This is a genomic window from Actinomycetospora straminea (assembly GCF_028737255.1).
In the GTDB taxonomy this organism is placed as follows: Bacteria; Actinomycetota; Actinomycetes; order Mycobacteriales; family Pseudonocardiaceae; genus Actinomycetospora; species Actinomycetospora straminea.
Map to the genome: position 1 here is coordinate 382,293 of NZ_JAQZAN010000002.1, position 16,260 is coordinate 398,552.

The 16,260-nt window shown below is 74.2% G+C and carries 15 protein-coding genes; 7 read left to right on the forward strand and 8 right to left on the reverse strand.

The features are described 5' to 3' along the window. Window positions 1-7: 7 nt before the first annotated feature. Window positions 8-928, reverse strand: coding sequence for a methylenetetrahydrofolate reductase (locus PH190_RS05070; protein ID WP_274230392.1), 921 nt, complete (start codon window positions 926-928; stop codon window positions 8-10). A gap of 184 nt (window positions 929-1,112) precedes the next feature. Here PH190_RS05070 and PH190_RS05075 point away from each other — a divergent pair, with 184 nt between their 5' ends. Beyond that, window positions 1,113-2,621: a hypothetical protein gene (locus tag PH190_RS05075; RefSeq protein ID WP_274230393.1), complete on the forward strand. Its 1,509-nt coding sequence runs from the start codon at window positions 1,113-1,115 to the stop codon at window positions 2,619-2,621. Beyond that, window positions 2,621-3,688, forward strand: a complete 1,068-nt coding sequence (locus PH190_RS05080) for a uroporphyrinogen decarboxylase/cobalamine-independent methonine synthase family protein (RefSeq protein ID WP_274230394.1) — start codon at window positions 2,621-2,623, stop codon at window positions 3,686-3,688. Before PH190_RS05075 ends, PH190_RS05080 begins: the two co-directional genes overlap by 1 nt. Before the next feature lie 15 nt (window positions 3,689-3,703). Here the strand turns inward: PH190_RS05080 and PH190_RS05085 are convergent, their stop codons facing one another. Both PH190_RS05085 and PH190_RS05090 read right to left on the reverse strand, forming a co-directional pair. Beyond that, on the reverse strand, window positions 3,704-4,078 hold the full coding sequence (locus PH190_RS05085; protein ID WP_274230395.1) for a hypothetical protein: 375 nt from the start codon (window positions 4,076-4,078) through the stop codon (window positions 3,704-3,706). 175 nt (window positions 4,079-4,253) lie between these two features. Beyond that, window positions 4,254-4,589 (reverse strand): bifunctional 3-phenylpropionate/cinnamic acid dioxygenase ferredoxin subunit, encoded by a 336-nt coding sequence (locus PH190_RS05090; RefSeq protein ID WP_274230396.1) that lies wholly within the window; start codon window positions 4,587-4,589, stop codon window positions 4,254-4,256. 237 nt (window positions 4,590-4,826) lie between these two features. Between PH190_RS05090 and PH190_RS05095 the strand changes: the two genes are divergently transcribed. Continuing rightward, window positions 4,827-6,260 (forward strand): MFS transporter, encoded by a 1,434-nt coding sequence (locus tag PH190_RS05095; RefSeq protein WP_274230397.1) that lies wholly within the window; start codon window positions 4,827-4,829, stop codon window positions 6,258-6,260. Between the two features lie 6 nt (window positions 6,261-6,266). Here PH190_RS05095 and PH190_RS05100 read toward each other — a convergent pair whose 3' ends face one another. Beyond that, complete coding sequence (locus PH190_RS05100; protein ID WP_274230398.1) at window positions 6,267-7,457, reverse strand: NAD(P)/FAD-dependent oxidoreductase; 1,191 nt, start codon at window positions 7,455-7,457, stop codon at window positions 6,267-6,269. Window positions 7,458-7,816: 359 nt separating this feature from the next. Here PH190_RS05100 and PH190_RS05105 point away from each other — a divergent pair, with 359 nt between their 5' ends. The 3 genes from PH190_RS05105 to PH190_RS05115 are packed head-to-tail and all read left to right on the forward strand — an operon-like array spanning window position 7,817 to window position 9,993. Beyond that, the gene (locus PH190_RS05105; RefSeq protein WP_274230399.1) at window positions 7,817-8,962 is read left to right on the forward strand and encodes an aromatic ring-hydroxylating oxygenase subunit alpha; all 1,146 of its coding nucleotides are present in this window, start codon (window positions 7,817-7,819) and stop codon (window positions 8,960-8,962) included. A 37-nt stretch (window positions 8,963-8,999) separates the two neighbouring features. Further along, a complete protein-coding gene (locus tag PH190_RS05110; RefSeq protein WP_274230400.1) occupies window positions 9,000-9,191 on the forward strand; it encodes a hypothetical protein in 192 nt (63 codons plus the stop codon). Between the two features lie 25 nt (window positions 9,192-9,216). Continuing rightward, window positions 9,217-9,993 carry an IclR family transcriptional regulator gene (locus tag PH190_RS05115; RefSeq protein WP_274230401.1) on the forward strand — a complete coding sequence of 259 codons (777 nt, stop codon included), beginning with the start codon at window positions 9,217-9,219 and terminating at the stop codon, window positions 9,991-9,993. Between the two features lie 108 nt (window positions 9,994-10,101). Here PH190_RS05115 and purU read toward each other — a convergent pair whose 3' ends face one another. Continuing rightward, on the reverse strand, window positions 10,102-10,968 hold the full coding sequence (gene purU / locus PH190_RS05120) for a formyltetrahydrofolate deformylase (protein WP_274230402.1): 867 nt from the start codon (window positions 10,966-10,968) through the stop codon (window positions 10,102-10,104). 10 nt (window positions 10,969-10,978) lie between these two features. Then, window positions 10,979-12,343: an L-serine ammonia-lyase gene (locus PH190_RS05125; RefSeq protein WP_274230403.1), complete on the reverse strand. Its 1,365-nt coding sequence runs from the start codon at window positions 12,341-12,343 to the stop codon at window positions 10,979-10,981. Between the two features lie 100 nt (window positions 12,344-12,443). Here PH190_RS05125 and PH190_RS05130 point away from each other — a divergent pair, with 100 nt between their 5' ends. Next, window positions 12,444-13,112 (forward strand): GntR family transcriptional regulator, encoded by a 669-nt coding sequence (locus PH190_RS05130; protein ID WP_274230404.1) that lies wholly within the window; start codon window positions 12,444-12,446, stop codon window positions 13,110-13,112. 52 nt (window positions 13,113-13,164) lie between these two features. On the opposite strand, the gene PH190_RS05135 is transcribed toward PH190_RS05130, so the two are convergent. Together PH190_RS05135 and PH190_RS05140 are read right to left on the reverse strand one after the other, a co-directional pair. Further along, window positions 13,165-13,686, reverse strand: a complete 522-nt coding sequence (locus tag PH190_RS05135; protein WP_274230469.1) for a cyclodeaminase/cyclohydrolase family protein — start codon at window positions 13,684-13,686, stop codon at window positions 13,165-13,167. A gap of 59 nt (window positions 13,687-13,745) precedes the next feature. Then, a complete protein-coding gene (locus PH190_RS05140; RefSeq protein WP_274230405.1) occupies window positions 13,746-16,229 on the reverse strand; it encodes a GcvT family protein in 2,484 nt (827 codons plus the stop codon). Window positions 16,230-16,260: the final 31 nt, after the last annotated feature.

Consider the following 16,260-nt stretch of genomic DNA (forward strand, 5'->3'; position numbering starts at 1 on the left):
GCACCCGTCACCGGGGGTCGGCGACGTCCAGCGTGCCGTCGTCGGTGACCCCGACCCGCCCGTCCCGCAGCGCCGCCGCCCACCGCGCGGTGCGCTCCACCGCGCCGAACGGGAAGAGGTGGACGCCGGTGAAGCGGCTGTCCGGGTCCGCGGCGGCCGCACGGGCGATGCCGGCGAGGGTCGCGTCCGGCCGGTAGGTCTGCGTCGCGAGCCGGAGCACGCTGCCGCTCTGCTTGCGCAGCACCGCCAGCGACGGGCCGACCCCGCACGCGAGCCCGAAGCGCAGCAGCGTCGCGGGCGAGGTCAGGCCGGGCAGGCCCACGTGCACCGGCAGGGCGTTGCCGGCCTCGCGGGCCCGGCGCTCCCAGGCCACGATCGGCTCGGCGGCGAAGGTGAACTGGGTGACGACGTGCAGGGGCAGTCCCGCCTCCGCCGCGATCTTGTTCTTGCGCACCAGGGCGTCGTCGACGGCACGCTCGTCCACGCCCGGGTTGCCCTCCGGGTGCCCGGCGACGCCGATGCCCGCGAACGCCCGCCGGGCCAGCTCCGCCGACTCCAGGACCTGGAGGGTGTTGTCGATCGACCCCACCGGGTCGATCGAGCCCGCGATGAGCAGCAGGTCGCGGACCCCGACGTCGACCAGCTGCCCGAGGGTGCGGTCCAGGGCGTCGAGGTCGGGCACGGCGCGGACCGCCAGGTGCACCACGGGACGCAGGCCGAGCTCCCGGGCGCGCCCCGCGGTCGCGAGCACCCGGTCGAACCCCACGTTCGCGAGGAAGGTGACGTACACGGGGGTGCCGGGCGGCAGCAGGCCGGCGACGTCGTCGAGGGCGCCGCGCTCGCGCGGCGTCACCTCGATGCTCACCGCTCGCGCGAGCCGCGCGACCGTCGCGCGCATCCCGTCGACGTCGACCGGACCGGTGTCCATCGGGCCTCCGGGTGCTCGCGGGGACGAGATCGATCCTCCCCGCGCGCCGGGCACGGCGTCCTCGTGCTCGGCCACAGGAACGCGGCCCTCTTTCCTGTCGACGACGACGATGACCAGGTGGCGTGACGCGTCTCACGATGCGGGGAGGGACGCGACCGGACGCGGGCCCACCGAGGAGGCACGCATGCTCGTGGACTTCCGACCGCACGCCCGGCTGCGCAGCAGCGCGCCGGTGAGCGTCGCCGACTCGATCGGGCCGGTGGTGGACGCGCTGTCGGAGAGCCCGACGGACCTCGCCCGCGTCCGGGTGGTGTGCGACTGGGTGCAGTACCGCCACAACTTCCGCGGCGTGGTGGAGGTGCGCCCGATCCTGCCGACCGACGGCGCCGACCCGGCGGGGACGCCGCCGCACGGCCCGGTGCCCGAGGGCGTCCGCGACGACGACCTCGAGATCGCGGTCGACGTGCGCCGCGGCGGGGAGACCGCGCTGCGCGACGCGACCCGCGAGGTCCTGCGTGCCCACGCGGAGGGCGCGGAGGCGGGCGACGTCGTCCTCGAGGACTGGGGCCCGACCCGGCGCAGCGTCATCTGGGACTTCAACGCCCTCTACTGGTCGGCCCTCGACCTGTGGGAGGAGGCGACCGGGACGGCCTACGAGCAGGCGCTGCCGGGCGGCGAGAGCGACGCCCGCAACCGCGACGCGGTGCGCGCCGTCCTCGCCGAGCTGTTCACGGTGTGGGACGGGCTCGTCGACCGGGGCGCGCTGCCGCCCGAGCTCTACGTGGTGGAGATCGGGGTCGGCGACGGGCACCAGGCGCAGGTCTTCCTCGACGAGCTGCGCGAGCTCGACGCCCGCCACGGCCGCGGGTACTACCGGCGCCTGCACTACCTCATGTGCGACTACTCCCCGCACGTCCTCGCCCGGGCCCGCGCGACCGTCGCCGACCACGCCGAGCACGTCAGCTCGTTCGTCACCGACGCCACCTCACCGCGCGACGTGCTGGGGTTCCTGCAGTTCAAGGTGTTCCTGATCTACATCTCGAACGTCTACGACAACCTGCCCTCCGACGAGGTCGCCCAGCTCGGCGGGCGCACCTACCTCGTGGAGTCGCGGGCCTTCCTGCCCGCCGACGCCGCGGCGGAGCTGGCCGCGCTCGTCGGGGTGCGCACCGACGAGCTCGCGGGCCTGGTGGCGACGCTGCTGCGCCTCGGCCCGGCGCTGCTCGCGGAGGCGCAGCCGGGCCGGTTCCCCGACACGGCGGCCGCCGTCGACTTCTGGCGCCGCACGTGGGCCGCGGTCCGGCTCGCCGAGCGCTACGTCGGGCTCGCCGGGCTCGACCTCTACGACCTCTCCCCGACGGTCAACGGCGAGGCGCTGCGCCCGCTGCTCGAGTCGGGCGCCGACCTGCGGATGCACGTCAGCAACGGGGCCGTCGCGAGCTTCACCGAGACCATCGGCCTGCTGCACCCCTACGGCCGGCTCGTCTGCCACGACCTCTTCGCCCGCGACGTCGGGGCCTACCGCACGGGCTTCCGCGGCCCCGGCAAGTACGACGGCTCGGTGGTGAACTGGGTCAACGGCCCGCTGCTCGCCCACCTCGGACGCCGGCGGGGCGTCGACGTCACCTACACCCCGTTCGCCCACCGCGCCGGCACCAACATCGTGACGATGACCGCCCAGGTGCGTGACTGATGCCGACCACCGGACTCCCCCTGCTGCCCACCACCGTCGTCGGCTCCTGGCCGGTCCCCGAGTGGCTCGAGCGGCTCAAGACCGACTTCTTCCGCGCGCGGATGAGCCGCACCCAGCTCGAGGCGGTCCACGACTGCGCCGTCACGGCCGCGATCAAGGACCAGGAGCTCGCCGAGATCGACATCGTCTCCGACGGGGAGCTGCGCCGGGACAACGACGTCGACCACCTGCTGGCACGCATTCCCGGGATCCACATCCCCGTGACCAGCAAGGACTTCTACCACGACTACTACGACGCCGAGGTCCGCGCGACCCCGGCGCCGCCCCCGACCGGTCGCGGGCTCGGGCTCGACGCCGACTTCGCGTTCACCCGCGCGCGCACCGACCGGCCCGTCAAGTTCTCCTTCACCGGGCCGTTCTCGCTCTCGCGGCGGGTCACCGACCACGTGCACGCCGACCGGGCCGACCTCGTGCGGTCGCTGGCCCACGTACTCGCCGGCGTGGCGCACGCCCTGCGGGAGGCGGGCGCCGAGCTGCTCCAGATCGACGAGCCGTTCCTCGCCGGCTACCCGGACCAGGTGGGACTCGCGGTGGAGGCGATCAACACCGTCACCCGCGAGGTCGACGTCTCGTGGGCGCTGCACGTCTGTTACGGCAACCGTTACGCGCGCCCGCTCTGGGAGGGGCACTACGACTTCCTGTTCCCCGCGGTGCTCGAGGCGCGGGTGGACCAGCTCGTCCTGGAGTTCGCGCGCAAGGGCGACGAGGACCTGCCCGTCATCGAGCGCTCCGGGTGGGACCGCGACATCGGGCTCGGGGTGATCGACGTGAAGAGCCACGTCGTCGAGACCCCGGAGCTCGTCGCCACCCGCATCCGGCGCGCCCTGGACCTCGTGCCGCCCGAGCGCCTCCTGGTCAACCCGGACTGCGGGCTGCGGAACCTGCCGCTCGACGTCGCGACGGCGAAGCTGCGGGCGATGGTCGAGGGCGCCGCCCGCGTCCGCGCCACCCTGCCGGCCGCGGCGCCGGCCCCCGCGCAGGACCCGGCGCCGGCCGCCGCGGGCTGAGCCGGGAGCGACCGGTCAACGACGACCGGCCCGTCCCCGCAGGTGCAGCACGGCCACGAGCCCCAGGGACACCGCGACGATCACCGCCGCCGGCGCGGGGTGCATGTCCTTGGTGAGGCTCGGCGCGCGGTCGGGCCCGATCGCCCACAGCGCCAGCGGCGTCGCGTAGGCGAGCCCGAGCGCGGCCGCCCACCAGCGCAGAGCCCGCAGGCGGGCGTCGCGCAGGATGCCGACGACCGCGACGGTCACCGGCACGACCGCGAGCATCGCGAAGCCGCCGACGAGCATGACGGGCACGGCCCACGCCGACACGAGGACGGAGCGCGGGACGCGGCGGGCGGTGGGGCCGGCTGGGGCGGGGGTCGGGGTGCTGGTCGGGGTGACGGACACGGGGGCCTCCGGGGAACTCGGATACGAGAGCAGTGCTCTCGCAGCATGCCCGAGCCGGACGCCGCGGACAAGAGCAGTGCTCTCGAAGAGAGGCGACCGGGGTGGACGGCGGCACAGCCGCACCGGCCCCGCCGTTCATCCGCGACTCCCCGGGGTCCGGCTCAGCCGGCCGGGATCACTCGGCCCGGGCCAGCTCCCGGTCCTCGACGCGCACGGTCTCCTCGACGTACACGAGGCCGTCGTCGACGGTCACCTGGTGGGTGCGCACCGGCTTCTTGGCCGGCGGCCCGCTCGGCTGCCCGGTGCGCAGGTCGAAGCACGCGGCGTGGAGCGGGCACTCCACCGCGCAGCCCTCGAGCCAGCCGTCGGACAGCGACGCGTCCTGGTGCGTGCAGGTGTCGTCGATGGCGTAGAGCTCGCCGTCCGCGTTGAAGACGGCGATGGCCACCGAGCCCTGCACCCGCACCGACTCCCCCACCGGGATGTCGGCCAGCTCGCCCACGTAGATCATTTCGGCTCCTGTTGCGCTTTGCGCATCGAGTCCTGTCATCCGCAACACAAAGCCTGAGGCCCACGAAGTCCGCCGTCAAGCGTTGTGGCCGACGTCGCGAGTGTTTCCAATGCCGAACGCGTGTGTTACTGATACACGTCTCATATGTCAGCGGCCTGAGGTTTGCGCCGTGGCCGGGCTGTCACACTGCGCGCCGGGCCGAGCCCCTCCGCCGCCGTCGGTCCGAGGAGCGTCACCGTGTCCGAGCACCCGCCACCGCGTCGCCGCGGCGGCGCCGCGCGGGCCGTCGAGGGCGAGTACACGCTGCGCCGGGCCACCGCCGCGGCGGCCGTCGGCAACGTCGCCGAGTGGTACGACTTCGGGATCTACTCCTACCTGGCGGTCGTGCTCTCCCGGGTGTTCTTCCCCGACGCCGGGCCCTGGGCCGCCGTGTACACCCTCGGCGCCTTCGCCGCGGCGTTCGTCATGCGTCCCCTCGGCGGGCTGTTCTTCGGGCCGCTGGGCGACCGCATCGGCCGGACCCGGGTGCTCTCGGCGACGGTCGTGCTCATGGCGGCCGCCACCGTCCTGCTGGGGCTCATCCCGAGCCACGGCGCGATCGGGGCGGCCGCGCCGGTCCTCGTCCTCGTCATGCGCATGCTGCAGGGCTTCTCGGCCGGCGGCGAGTACACGGGCGCGCTGACGATGGTCGCCGAGTACTCCCCGGACCGGCGCCGCGGTCTGTTCGGCAGCTGGCTGGAGTTCGGCACGCTCACCGGCTACACGCTCGGCGCCGGCGTCAGCGCCGCCGTCATCGCTCTGCTGCCCGACGACGACCTGCTGGCCTGGGGCTGGCGCCTGCCGTTCCTGCTCGCCCTCCCGTTGGGCGTCGTGGGCATCTACCTGCGCCTGCGCCTCGAGGACACCCCGGCGTTCCGGCAGCTCATGGAGCGCTCCCCCGCCCTCGCGACGATGCCGCTGCGCCGGGCGCTGCAGATCCTGCGCGTGCGCTACCGCCGTGCGCTGCTGGTCGCCGGCGGCGTCGTCGTGGCCTGGAACATCACCAACTACGTGCTCACCAACTACATCCCGACCTACCTGACGAGCACGCTCGCCGAGTACGGCGAGACCGGCGCGGAGACGGCCACCTCGACGGCGCTGCAGGTGGTCGTCATGGTCGCGATGCTGGCCGTCGTCACCTCGCTCGGGCGCCTGTCCGACCGCGTCGGGCGCCGCCCGATCCTCATGGCCGGCAGCATCGCGCTCGTCGTCGGCGGCCTGCCCGCGGTGTGGCTGCTGCGCCAGGGCCTGGCGGGGCAGCTCGGCGGCCTGCTGCTCATCGGCGCGTGCCTCGTCTGCTTCGCCGCGGTCGCGCCGTCCACGCTGCCCGCCCTCTTCCCCACGCTCGTGCGCTACGGCGGGCTCGCGCTCACCTTCAACGTCTCGGTGTCGCTCGTCGCCGGCACCGCGCCGACCGTCATCGCCGCGGCCACGACGGCCACGGGCAACCTCGACTGGCCGGGCTACTACCTCGTGGCGGCGGGGGTGGTCGGTGTCGTCAGCGTCCTGTTCCTCACCGAGTCCGCGGGCCGGCCGCTGGCCGGCGCCGCGCCGTTGACCTCGAGCGCCGACCTCCCGCCGCCCGCGCGCGACGAGCACGGCGTGCCCCTGGAGCCGCCGCGCGAGGAGTGACCGCTCCTACGCCGCCGCGGCGCGCCGGCGCAGCTCGCTGCGGCGCACCCGGCCGAACGTGCGCGGGTCGTCCATGCCGAACACGCCCGTCGTGACGCCGTCGCCGTCCACGTAGCGCGCGACGAAGCGGCCGGCGTCGGGCTCGCCGTCGACGACGTCGACCCGGTCCTGCGCCGACGGGTGCCCGGCGAGCTGCAGCATGCGCCCGTACTGCTCGGACCACACGTAGCCCGTCGGCCGGAACGTCGCCTCGGTGCGGCCCGCGAGCAGGTTGGTCGCCGCGACGGCGGCCTGCTCGCCCGCGCTGGTCCAGTGCTCGTGGCGCCGGCCGGTCCCGTCCGGGGCCCACCGCGCGACGTCGCCGACGGCCACCACGTTGGGCCGCCCGGTGACCATGCCGGCGTCGGTGACCACGCCGTCGGCGACGGTCAGGCCCGACCCGTCGAGCCACGCGGTGTTCGGGGCGATGCCGATGCCCACCACGACGACGTCGGCCGGGACGGTGGTGCCGTCGCCGAGCTCGACACCGACGACGCGAGGGCCGTCGGCGGTGGGGGCGGTGGCGAAACCGGACACGGCGGCGCCGGGACGCAGGTCGGTGCCGTGCTCGGCGTGCAGGTCGACGCAGTGGCGGGCGATCCGCGGCCCGAGGACGGGGGCCAGCGGCAGCGGCAGGCCGTCGAGGACGGTGACGTCCAGGCCCATCGCGCGGCACGTCGACGCGACCTCGGCCCCGATGAAGCCGCCGCCGACGACCACGACGCGCGGCGAGCCGGCGCGCAGCTCCGCGCGCAGGGCGCGGGCGTCGTCGAGGGTCCGCAGCGTGTGCACGCCGGCGATGCCCTCGGTGCCCGGCAGGCGCCGGGCGCGCCCCCCGGTGGCCACGACGACGCCGTCGGTGGCGATCGCGGTGCCGTCGGCGAGCTCCACGGCGCCGGCGGCCGGGTCCAGGCGCGTCGCGCGGACCCCGAGCCGCATCTCCAGGGCGAGCTCGGCCACCTCGGCGTCGTCGAGCAGCGCGATCGCGTCCTCGTCGACGCCGCCGGCGAGGAACGCCTTGGACAGGGGCGGGCGGTCGTAGGGCCGGTGCGGGTCGTCGCCGACGAGCAGCAGGCGCCCGTCGTGTCCGGCGGCGCGCAGGGCCTCCGCGGAGCGGACCCCCGCCACCGACCCGCCGACGATCGTGATGGTCTGCATGCGCGGCCTCCTCGTGGGCCTCGACGTCGGGCCGCTCCCCCGCGTCGGGGACGGACCGGTGGAAGGGACACCCCACGATCTGGAGTGAAGAGTTGCGCATAGCAGAACAGCTCTTCTCCATGCGCAACTCAAGACCGTGGGAGAGCCGGAGCCCCTTGTCAAGCCCCGATCCACACGGGCCTGCGCGTGTGCGCGCGAGGACTCCCCCGTCCGCACCCTTGACAGCCGACCTCGGGATCGCTGACCGTGTCGTTGCGCATAGCGAACCTTGTTTCTCTATACGCAACTCAACGGCGAGTCGGCGTCAGGCCGTCGGCCCGACCCCCATCTGCAGGCGCACCCCGCGAGGAGCACGACCCATGACGACCGGAGAGATCGCACCGGCGATCGCGTCGCCGGAGCTGCCGGCGAGCCTGCGCGGCACCCTCCCGGGCCGGTACTACACCGACCCGACGATCTTCGCGGCCGAGCAGGCCCTCGTCTTCGAGACGGGCTGGTTCTGCGCGGTCCTCGCCGCCGACATCCCCACGCCCGGCGCGTTCGAGACGGTGCAGATCGGGCGCGAGAGCGTCATCGTCGCGCGGGGTCGGGACGGGTCGGTGAACGCCTACCTCAACGTCTGCCGCCACCGCGGCGCCCGCCTCTGCACCGAGGAGAAGGGCACGGTCCGCCGGTCCTTCCAGTGCCCGTACCACGCGTGGACCTACGGCCTCGACGGCAAGCTCGTCGCCGCCCCCAACCTCGGCGACATGCCCGACGTCGACAAGGTGGAGTACGGCCTGCACCGCGTCCACCTGCGCGAGTGGCTCGGCTACGTGTGGCTCTGCCTGGCCGAGGAGCCGCCGTCGTTCGAGGACACCGTGGTCGGCGACGTGGCCGCCCGGCTGGGCGCGCCCGACGCGATCGTCGGGTACCAGGTGGCGGACCTGAAGCTGGGCCGGCGGATCGAGTACGACGTGAAGGCGAACTGGAAGCAGATCGTCGAGAACTTCATGGAGTGCTACCACTGCGCGACGATCCACCCGGAGCTCACCGAGGTGCTGCCGGAGTTCGCGAACGGGCTCGCCGCCCAGTACTTCGTCGGCCACGGCGCCGAGTTCGGGGAGGACGTCGCGGGCTTCACCGTCGACGGCTCCGCGGGCCTGGAGCGCATCCCGGGCGTCGCCGAGGACCAGGACCGGCGCTACTACGCGATCACCGTGCGGCCGCAGGTGTTCATCAACCTCGTGCCCGACCACGTCGTGTTCCACCGCATGTTCCCGCTGACCGCGGACCGCACGTTGGTGCGCTGCGACTGGCTCTACCTGCCCGAGGTCGTCGACTCCGGGGCGGACATCGACCGGTCGGTGGAGCTCTTCCACCGCGTCAACCTGCAGGACTTCGACGCCTGCGAGCGCTGCCAGGTCTCCATGGACTCGCGCTCCTACGCCCGGGGCGGCGTCCTCGTCCCCAGCGAGCACCACATCGCCGAGTTCCACGACTGGGTCGCCCAGCGGGTCGGCTGACCGTCCACACTCGTCCCCACGCACGCAGGAGAGACCGATGTCCATCACCCCCGAGGACCGCGACCCGTCCGGGACCGAGGTCGGCGAGACGCGCTACCGCGACGCGTTCGCCGTGGCTGACGAGCTGGCCGTGCACGGCAGCGACTGCGTCTGCCCGCGCTGCGCGGGGCGCCTGCCCGGCCTGCTGGCCGAGCTCGCGCGCGCCATCGAGAAGGACACCGTGGACTGACCGTCGCGGTCACCACGGTCGAGTCATGAGCACCTCGGGCACCGGCGCCTCCGCGGTCCAGTCCGTCGACCGCGCGGTCACCATCCTCGAGATGGTGGCCGCGCGGGGCGAGCTCGGGATCACGGAGATCGCCGAGGGGCTCGACGTGCACAAGTCCACCGCCTCGCGGCTCGTCGCCGCGCTGCAGCACCGCCACCTGCTCGAGCAGCTCTCCGACCGCGGCAAGTACGCGCTGAGCTTCGGCATCGTGCGCCTGGCGGCCGCGACGACCGGCCGGCTCGACATGGCCCGCCTCGGCCAGCCGGTCTGCCAGCGCCTCGCCGAGGTGCTCGGCGAGACGGTCAACCTCGCGATCACCGACGGCGAGGCGGGCATCACCGTCGCGCAGGAATTCGGCACCGCGACGATCGCCTCGCAGAACTGGGTGGGGCGTCGCAGCCCCCTGCACGCCACGGCCGCGGGCAAGGTCCTGCTGGCCTGGGCGCCCGAGGACGAGCGCCGCGCGGTGCTGCGCCGGCGTCTCGCGCAGTACACCGACGACACGATCACGGAGGTCGCCGCCCTGCGCACCGAGCTGGCGCGGGTGCTCGACGAGGGCCACGCCCGCTCGTTCGAGGAGCTCGAGGTCGGCATGCACGCCGTCGCGGTGCCGGTGTTCGCGGCCGACGGCAGCGTCGCCTCGGCGCTCTCGGCCACCGGCCCGGTCTACCGCCTGCCCCGCCGCCGCGCCCGCGCCATCGTCGCCGACCTGCGCGAGGGCGCGGCGGAGCTGTCGGCGAAGCTCGGCCACCGCGGGGAGTAGGCGCCGCGCCCCTCGCGGCGCCCGCCCGCCCCCGCGTCCGTCGCGCGCGCCTCCGGGCGACGGGCGCCCCCGCCCGTCGAGCCGAGCGACGGGCCCGTCGCTCGGGACTCAGCGGAAGACCACCGTCCGGTGGCCGTCGACCAGCACCCGGCGCTCGCAGTGCCACCGCACCGCGCGCGAGAGCGCCAGGGCCTCGGCGTCGCGGCCCACGGTCTGCAGGGCCCGCGGGTCGTAGGAGTGGTCGATGCGCACGACCTCCTGCTCGATGATCGGGCCCTCGTCGAGGTCGGCGGTGACGTAGTGGGCGGTGGCGCCGACGAACTTCACCCCGCGGTCGTAGGCCTGGTGGTAGGGCTTGGCGCCCGCGAAGCCCGGCAGGAACGAGTGGTGGATGTTGATCGCGCGCCCGCGCAGCGCCGCGCAGGTGCGGTCGGAGAGCACCTGCATGTAGCGGGCGAGCACCACCAGCTCGACGTCGAGCTCGTCGACGATCCGCAGCATCTCCGCCTCGGCGTCGGGCTTCGTCGCCGGCGTCACCGGGACGTGGACGTAGGGCAGGCCGGCGGACTCGGCCATGGGCCGCAGGGTCTCGTGGTTGCTGACGACACCGACGAGCTCGGCGCCGAGGCTGCCCGAGCGCCAGCGGAAGAGCAGGTCGTTGAGGCAGTGCCCCGACGTCGACACCATGACGAGGACCCGCGGCGCGGCCAGCCGGTGGAACGCGTGGTCCATGGCGAACGCCTCGGCCACCGGGGCGAAGTCCGCCGCGACCGCGTCGAGGTCCGTGCCCGCGGGGGCGGCCACGCGCGTGCGCAGGAAGAGGCGCCCGCTGACGGGGTCGTCGAACTGCTGGTGCTCGACGATGTCGGCGCCGTGCGCGGCGAGGTGACTGCTGACCGCGCGCACGATGCCCGCGCGGTTGGGGCAGCTCAGGGTGAGGACGACGGAGACGAACGGGTCGGACGGGTCGGGCACGGCGCGCTCCTCAGCACTCCACGACGGTGAGAGCGAGCCCGCCCCGGGCCGTCTCCTTGTACTTGACCTTCATGTCGGCGCCCGTCTCGCGCATCGTGCGGATCGCCTTGTCCAGCGAGACGTGGTGGACGCCGTCCCCGCGCACGGCCATGCGCGCGGCGGTGATCGCCTTGACCGACGCCACGGCGTTGCGCTCGATGCAGGGGATCTGCACGAGCCCGCCGACGGGGTCGCAGGTCAGGCCGAGGTTGTGCTCGATGCCGATCTCGGCGGCGTTCTCGACCTGCTCGGGCGTGCCGCCGAGGAGCTCCGCGAAGCCGGCCGCGGCCATCGAGCACGCCGACCCGACCTCGCCCTGGCACCCGACCTCGGCCCCCGAGATCGACGCGTTCCGCTTGAACAGCAGCCCGACCGCGCCGGCGGTGAGCAGGAAGCGCACGACGGCGTCGTCGTCGAACCCCCGCAGCGAGCGGGCCGCGTGGTGCAGCACCGCGGGCACGATCCCGGCCGCGCCGTTGGTCGGCGCCGTGACCACCCGCCCGCCCGCGGCGTTCTCCTCGTTGACGGCGAGCGCGTCGAGCGTCACGCGGTCCATGTCCGTGCAGCCCGCGCCCTCCTCGTCGAGGCGGCGGCGCAGGTCGGGCGCGCGCCGGCGCACCCGCAGGCCCCCGGGCAGCACGCCCTCGGTGCGGCAGCCGCGCTCGACGCACTCGCGCATCACCGACCACAGGTGCAGCAGGCCCGCGCGTGTCTCCGGCTCCGGGCGCCACGACGCCTCGTTGGCCAGGACGACGTCGCTGATGCGCAGGCCGTGCGACCGCGCGATCGCGACGAGCTCGTCGCCGCTGGTGAAGGGGTGGCGCTCGGGCGTCGCGTCCTCGCGCAGCACGGGCCCGCCGGTCTCGTCCTCGTCGAGGACGAAACCGCCGCCCACCGAGTAGTACTCGCGGCGCGCGAGCTCGGCGCCGTCGGCGTCGAACGCCGTGAACACCATGCCGTTGCTGTGGAACGGCAGGCGCTTGGTCCGGTGGAGCACGACGTCGTCGGCGACCGAGAACGCGACCGGGTGCTTCGCGCCGAGCGCGATCCGGCCCTCCGCCCGCGCCGTGGCGACGAGCGGCTCGGCCTCCACCGGGTCGACGAGGTGCGGCTGCTCGCCGCACAGGCCCAGCACGACGGCGCCGACGCTGCCGTGCCCGTGCCCGGTGGCCCCGAGCGAACCGAACAGCTCGGCGCGGACACGCGCGACGCGGTGGAGCCGGTCGGTGTCGTGCAGGCGCGAGACGAAGAGGAACGCCGCCCGCATCGGCCCCACCGTGTGCGAGCTGGACGGGCCGATCCCCACCTTGAACAGGTCGAACACCGAGATGGCCACGGTCACCCCCGGGGCGCTGAGAGAGCAATTGATGTTGAACTAGTATATCAATATGGCACGGATAGGAGAAGAGCTGCTCCATCTGTTGTAGGCTCCGGCCGTGACGGTTCTCCCGGACGAGCAGGAGTCGAGCCCCCCGCTGTCGCTGTCCGAGCGCGCCTACCAGGCGATCCAGGACAAGCTGATCATGCTGGACATCCCCCCGATGGCCCCGATCGACGAGGTCGCGCTGGTGGAGTCCCTGGGGGTCGGCCGCACCCCGGTCCGCGAGGCGCTCAAGCGGCTCGAGGTCGACCGGCTGGTCATCTCGTACTCGCGCCGCGGGACGTTCGCCACCGCCGTCGACATCACCGACCTGGCCTACATCTCCGACATCCGCGTGCAGCTCGAGCCCCTGGCCGCGCGCCGGGCGGCCGAGAACGCGAGCGAGGCGGTGCGGGCGGACCTGCGCGACCTCGCCGACGCCACCGAGGCGCTCGACGTGCCGGCGCTCACCCGCGACGAGCTGATGCGCTGGGACATGCGGGTGCACCGCGCGATCTACAGCGCCGCGGGCAACCCGCACCTCGAGGACACCCTCGTGCGCTACGACAACCTCGCGACGCGCATCTTCTGCCTGTTCCTCGACCGCATGCACGACTTCGTCTCGCACGTCGAGGAGCACGCCGGCCTGCTGCGCACCATCGCCGACGGCGAGGCCGACGTCGCCGCCCGCCGCGCCCGCCAGCACGTGCTGGGCTTCGAGAAGGCGATCCGGGCGGTCATCTGACGCACGTGCGTGATCTTCTGAGCTATGGCTCAGAAGATCACGCACGTAGGTCTCAGCGGTGGATCTGCTCCCGGACCACGGCGGTGAGCTTCGCGGCGCGCAGGACGACGTCGTCGACGGGGTCGATCGCGAGGAGCAGCTCCTCGCGATCGGCCGGCTCGGTCACCGCGACCAGGTGCACCTCGACCTCGACGCGCGCCGTGCCCACCGCCGCGCGCAGCGCCTCGGCGGCGGCGGCGACGTCGGCGGCCGCGGCCCGGTCGCCGACGGGACGCACGGTCTCGGCGAGGGTCAGGGCGCGTTCGGCGACCTCGATGACGCGCACCGCCGCACGCGCGGCCTTGGCGGGTGCGGCATCCGCCTCCCCCGCGGCGAGCGCCAGCGCCGCCTCCCGCAGCCGATCGGCCGTCTCCCCCGCGCGCCCGCCGACCGACGCCGCGGCCCGGGCGACGAACGCGGCCCCGAGCGCGGCGTGGAGGGCGGCGCCCGCCCGAGCGCCGGCCCGGCCGCCCGGGCCGGCGCTCGGGGTCGCGAACGACTCCAGGACCTGTTCGACCGACCGGCCGCGCACCATGTCTCCCACGGGGCCTCCCACGGGGTCGTCCGCCGGCGCGTCTCCGTCCACCGACGTCTTCAGCGCCGGATCCGTGCCATCTCCGGGTCGACCAGCGGCTCGCTGGCGACCGTCGCGCGGACGGGATGCCCGAAGTAGGAGATGTCTACGGGCGTCCCCGGCGCGAGTCCCGCGGGCAGCCACGCGTACGCGATCGGCCGGCCGACGGTGTGGCCGAACGCCGCCGACGTCACGTAGCCCGCGGGCTCCCCGTCGACGAGGACCGGCTCGTGCCCGAGCACGACGCTGCGCCCGTCGTCGACCGTCAGGCAGGTCAGCGACCGCGTGACGTCCTGCGCCCCCGGCGCGGTGACGGCCTCGCGGCCCACGAACTCGCCCTTCGTCGACGGCCGCACCGCGAAGCCGACGCCCGCCTCGTAGGGGCTGTGCTCGGTCGTCATGTCGGCGCCCCAGCTGCGGTAGCCCTTCTCCAGACGCAGGCTGTTGAACGCCGCCCGCCCGGCCGCGACGACACCGAGCGGCCGGCCGGCGCGCCACAGCACGTCCCAGAGCCGCTGCCCGTACTCCGCCGAGGTGTAGATCTCCCAGCCGAGCTCGCCGACGTACGACAGCCGCATCGCGGTCACCGGCACGCCGCCGATCACCGCGCGCGTGGCGCGGAAGTACTTCAGGCCCTCGTGCGAGAGGTCCGCCGAGGTCAGCGGCTGGACGAGGTCGCGGGCGAGCGGGCCCCAGACGCCGACGCAGCACGTGCCGCCGGTGATGTCGCGGACGGTGACGTCGGACTCGGCGGCCGCCGCCTGCTCGAGGAGGTGGACGTCGAGGGGACCGTTGGCGCCGACCTGGAAGAGGTCCTCGCCGAGCCGGGCGACGGTGAGGTCGCTGCGGATGCCGCCGGCCTCGTCGAGGGCGAGCGTGTAGGTCACGGCCCCGACGGACTTGTCCATCTTCCCGGTGGTGAGCCGGTCGAGGAACGCGAGCGCCCCGCGCCCGGAGACCTCGATCCGCGTCAGCGGGGTCATGTCGTACATCGCCACGGCGGTGCGCGTCTTCCACGCCTCGACCGCCGCGATCGGCGAGTGGAAGCGGGCCGACCAGGCGTCGCGCGGCGGCGGCGCCCACTCCGGCGGCAGCTCCGCGACCAGCGGCGCGTTCGCCTCGTACCAGTGCGGGCGCTCCCAGCCGTGCGACTCTCCGAACACCGCGCCCAGGTCGGTCTGGCGCGCGTGGAAGGGGCTCGTGCGCACCTCGCGGGGCGAGAGACGCGGCTGCAGCGGGTGCACGACGTCGTAGATCTCGACGAAGTTCTGCTGCGAGGTCTCGCGCACGTAGTCGTCGGCGAGCTGGAACTCGTCGAAGCGGTGCACCGAGCAGCCGTGCAGGTCGATCTGGCTGCGGCCGTCGACGAGCAGCTGGGCGACGCTGCGCGCCACGCCGGCGGAGTGCGTGACCCACACGGCCTCGGCGATCCAGAACCCCGCGACGTCCGGGGACTCGCCGATTAGCGGCCCGCCGTCGGGGGTGAAGGAGAAGACGCCGTTGAAGCCCGAGTCGACCTTCGCGTCGTGCAGCGAGGGCAGCAGCAGGCGGCTCTCCTCCCACTGCGGCGCGAAGTCCTCCTCGGTGAACGGCAGCATCGACGGCTGGCGGGCCTCGGTGACGTCGTCGGTCTCGGGCAGCTCGGCGAGCGAGACCGGCATCGGGCGGTGGGCGTAGGAGCCGATGCCGATGCGGTCGTGGTGCTCGCGGTAGTAGAGGTCCTGATCCTGGTGCCGCAGGATCGGCAGCCGCGCCTCGACCTGCTCGTCGCCCTGGCCGACGAGGTCGGGCACCTGGCCGGTGACCACGTACTGGTGCGCCAGCGGCAGCAGCGGCACCCGCATCCCCACCATGTCGCCGATCGCCTGGCCCCAGAACCCGGCGCACGACACGACGATGTCGGCCGGCACGAGGCCCTGGTCGGTCTCGACGCCGGTGACCCGGCCGCCCTGCTGCGCGACGCCCGTGACCCGCGTCGAGCCGCGGAACACCGCACCCCGCGATGCCGCCCGCCGCATCAGCGCGGTGACGGCGCGGGCGGCCTTCGCGAGCCCGTCGGTCGGGGTGTGCAGGCCGCCGAGGATCCGCGAGGGGTCGATCAGCGGGTGCAGCCGGACGCAGGCGTCGACGTCGACGACCTCGGCCGGGATGCCGCGCGCGGTGGCCCAGCCCTGCTTGCGGTGCAGGTCGGCGAGCCGCTCGGGGGTCGTCGCGACCTCGAGCCCGCCGACCTGGTTGAAGCACCAGGCGCCGTCCCCGTCTCCGAGGACACGGCCGAGACCGAGGAACTTCTCGACGGTGTACGAGGCGAACTCGCTCATCGTCTTCGACGCGTTGGTCTGGAACACCAGACCGGGCGCGTGCGAGGTCGAGCCGCCGGCCAGCGGCAGCGGTCCCTGGTCGAGGACCGTGACGTCGGTCCAGCCGCGGGCGGTGAGCTCGTCGGCGAGGTTGGCGCCGACGATGCCGGCCCCGATGACGACGACGCGGGGGGTGGTGCTCATGGCGTCTCCAGGACTTCTCGGGCGAGACGGG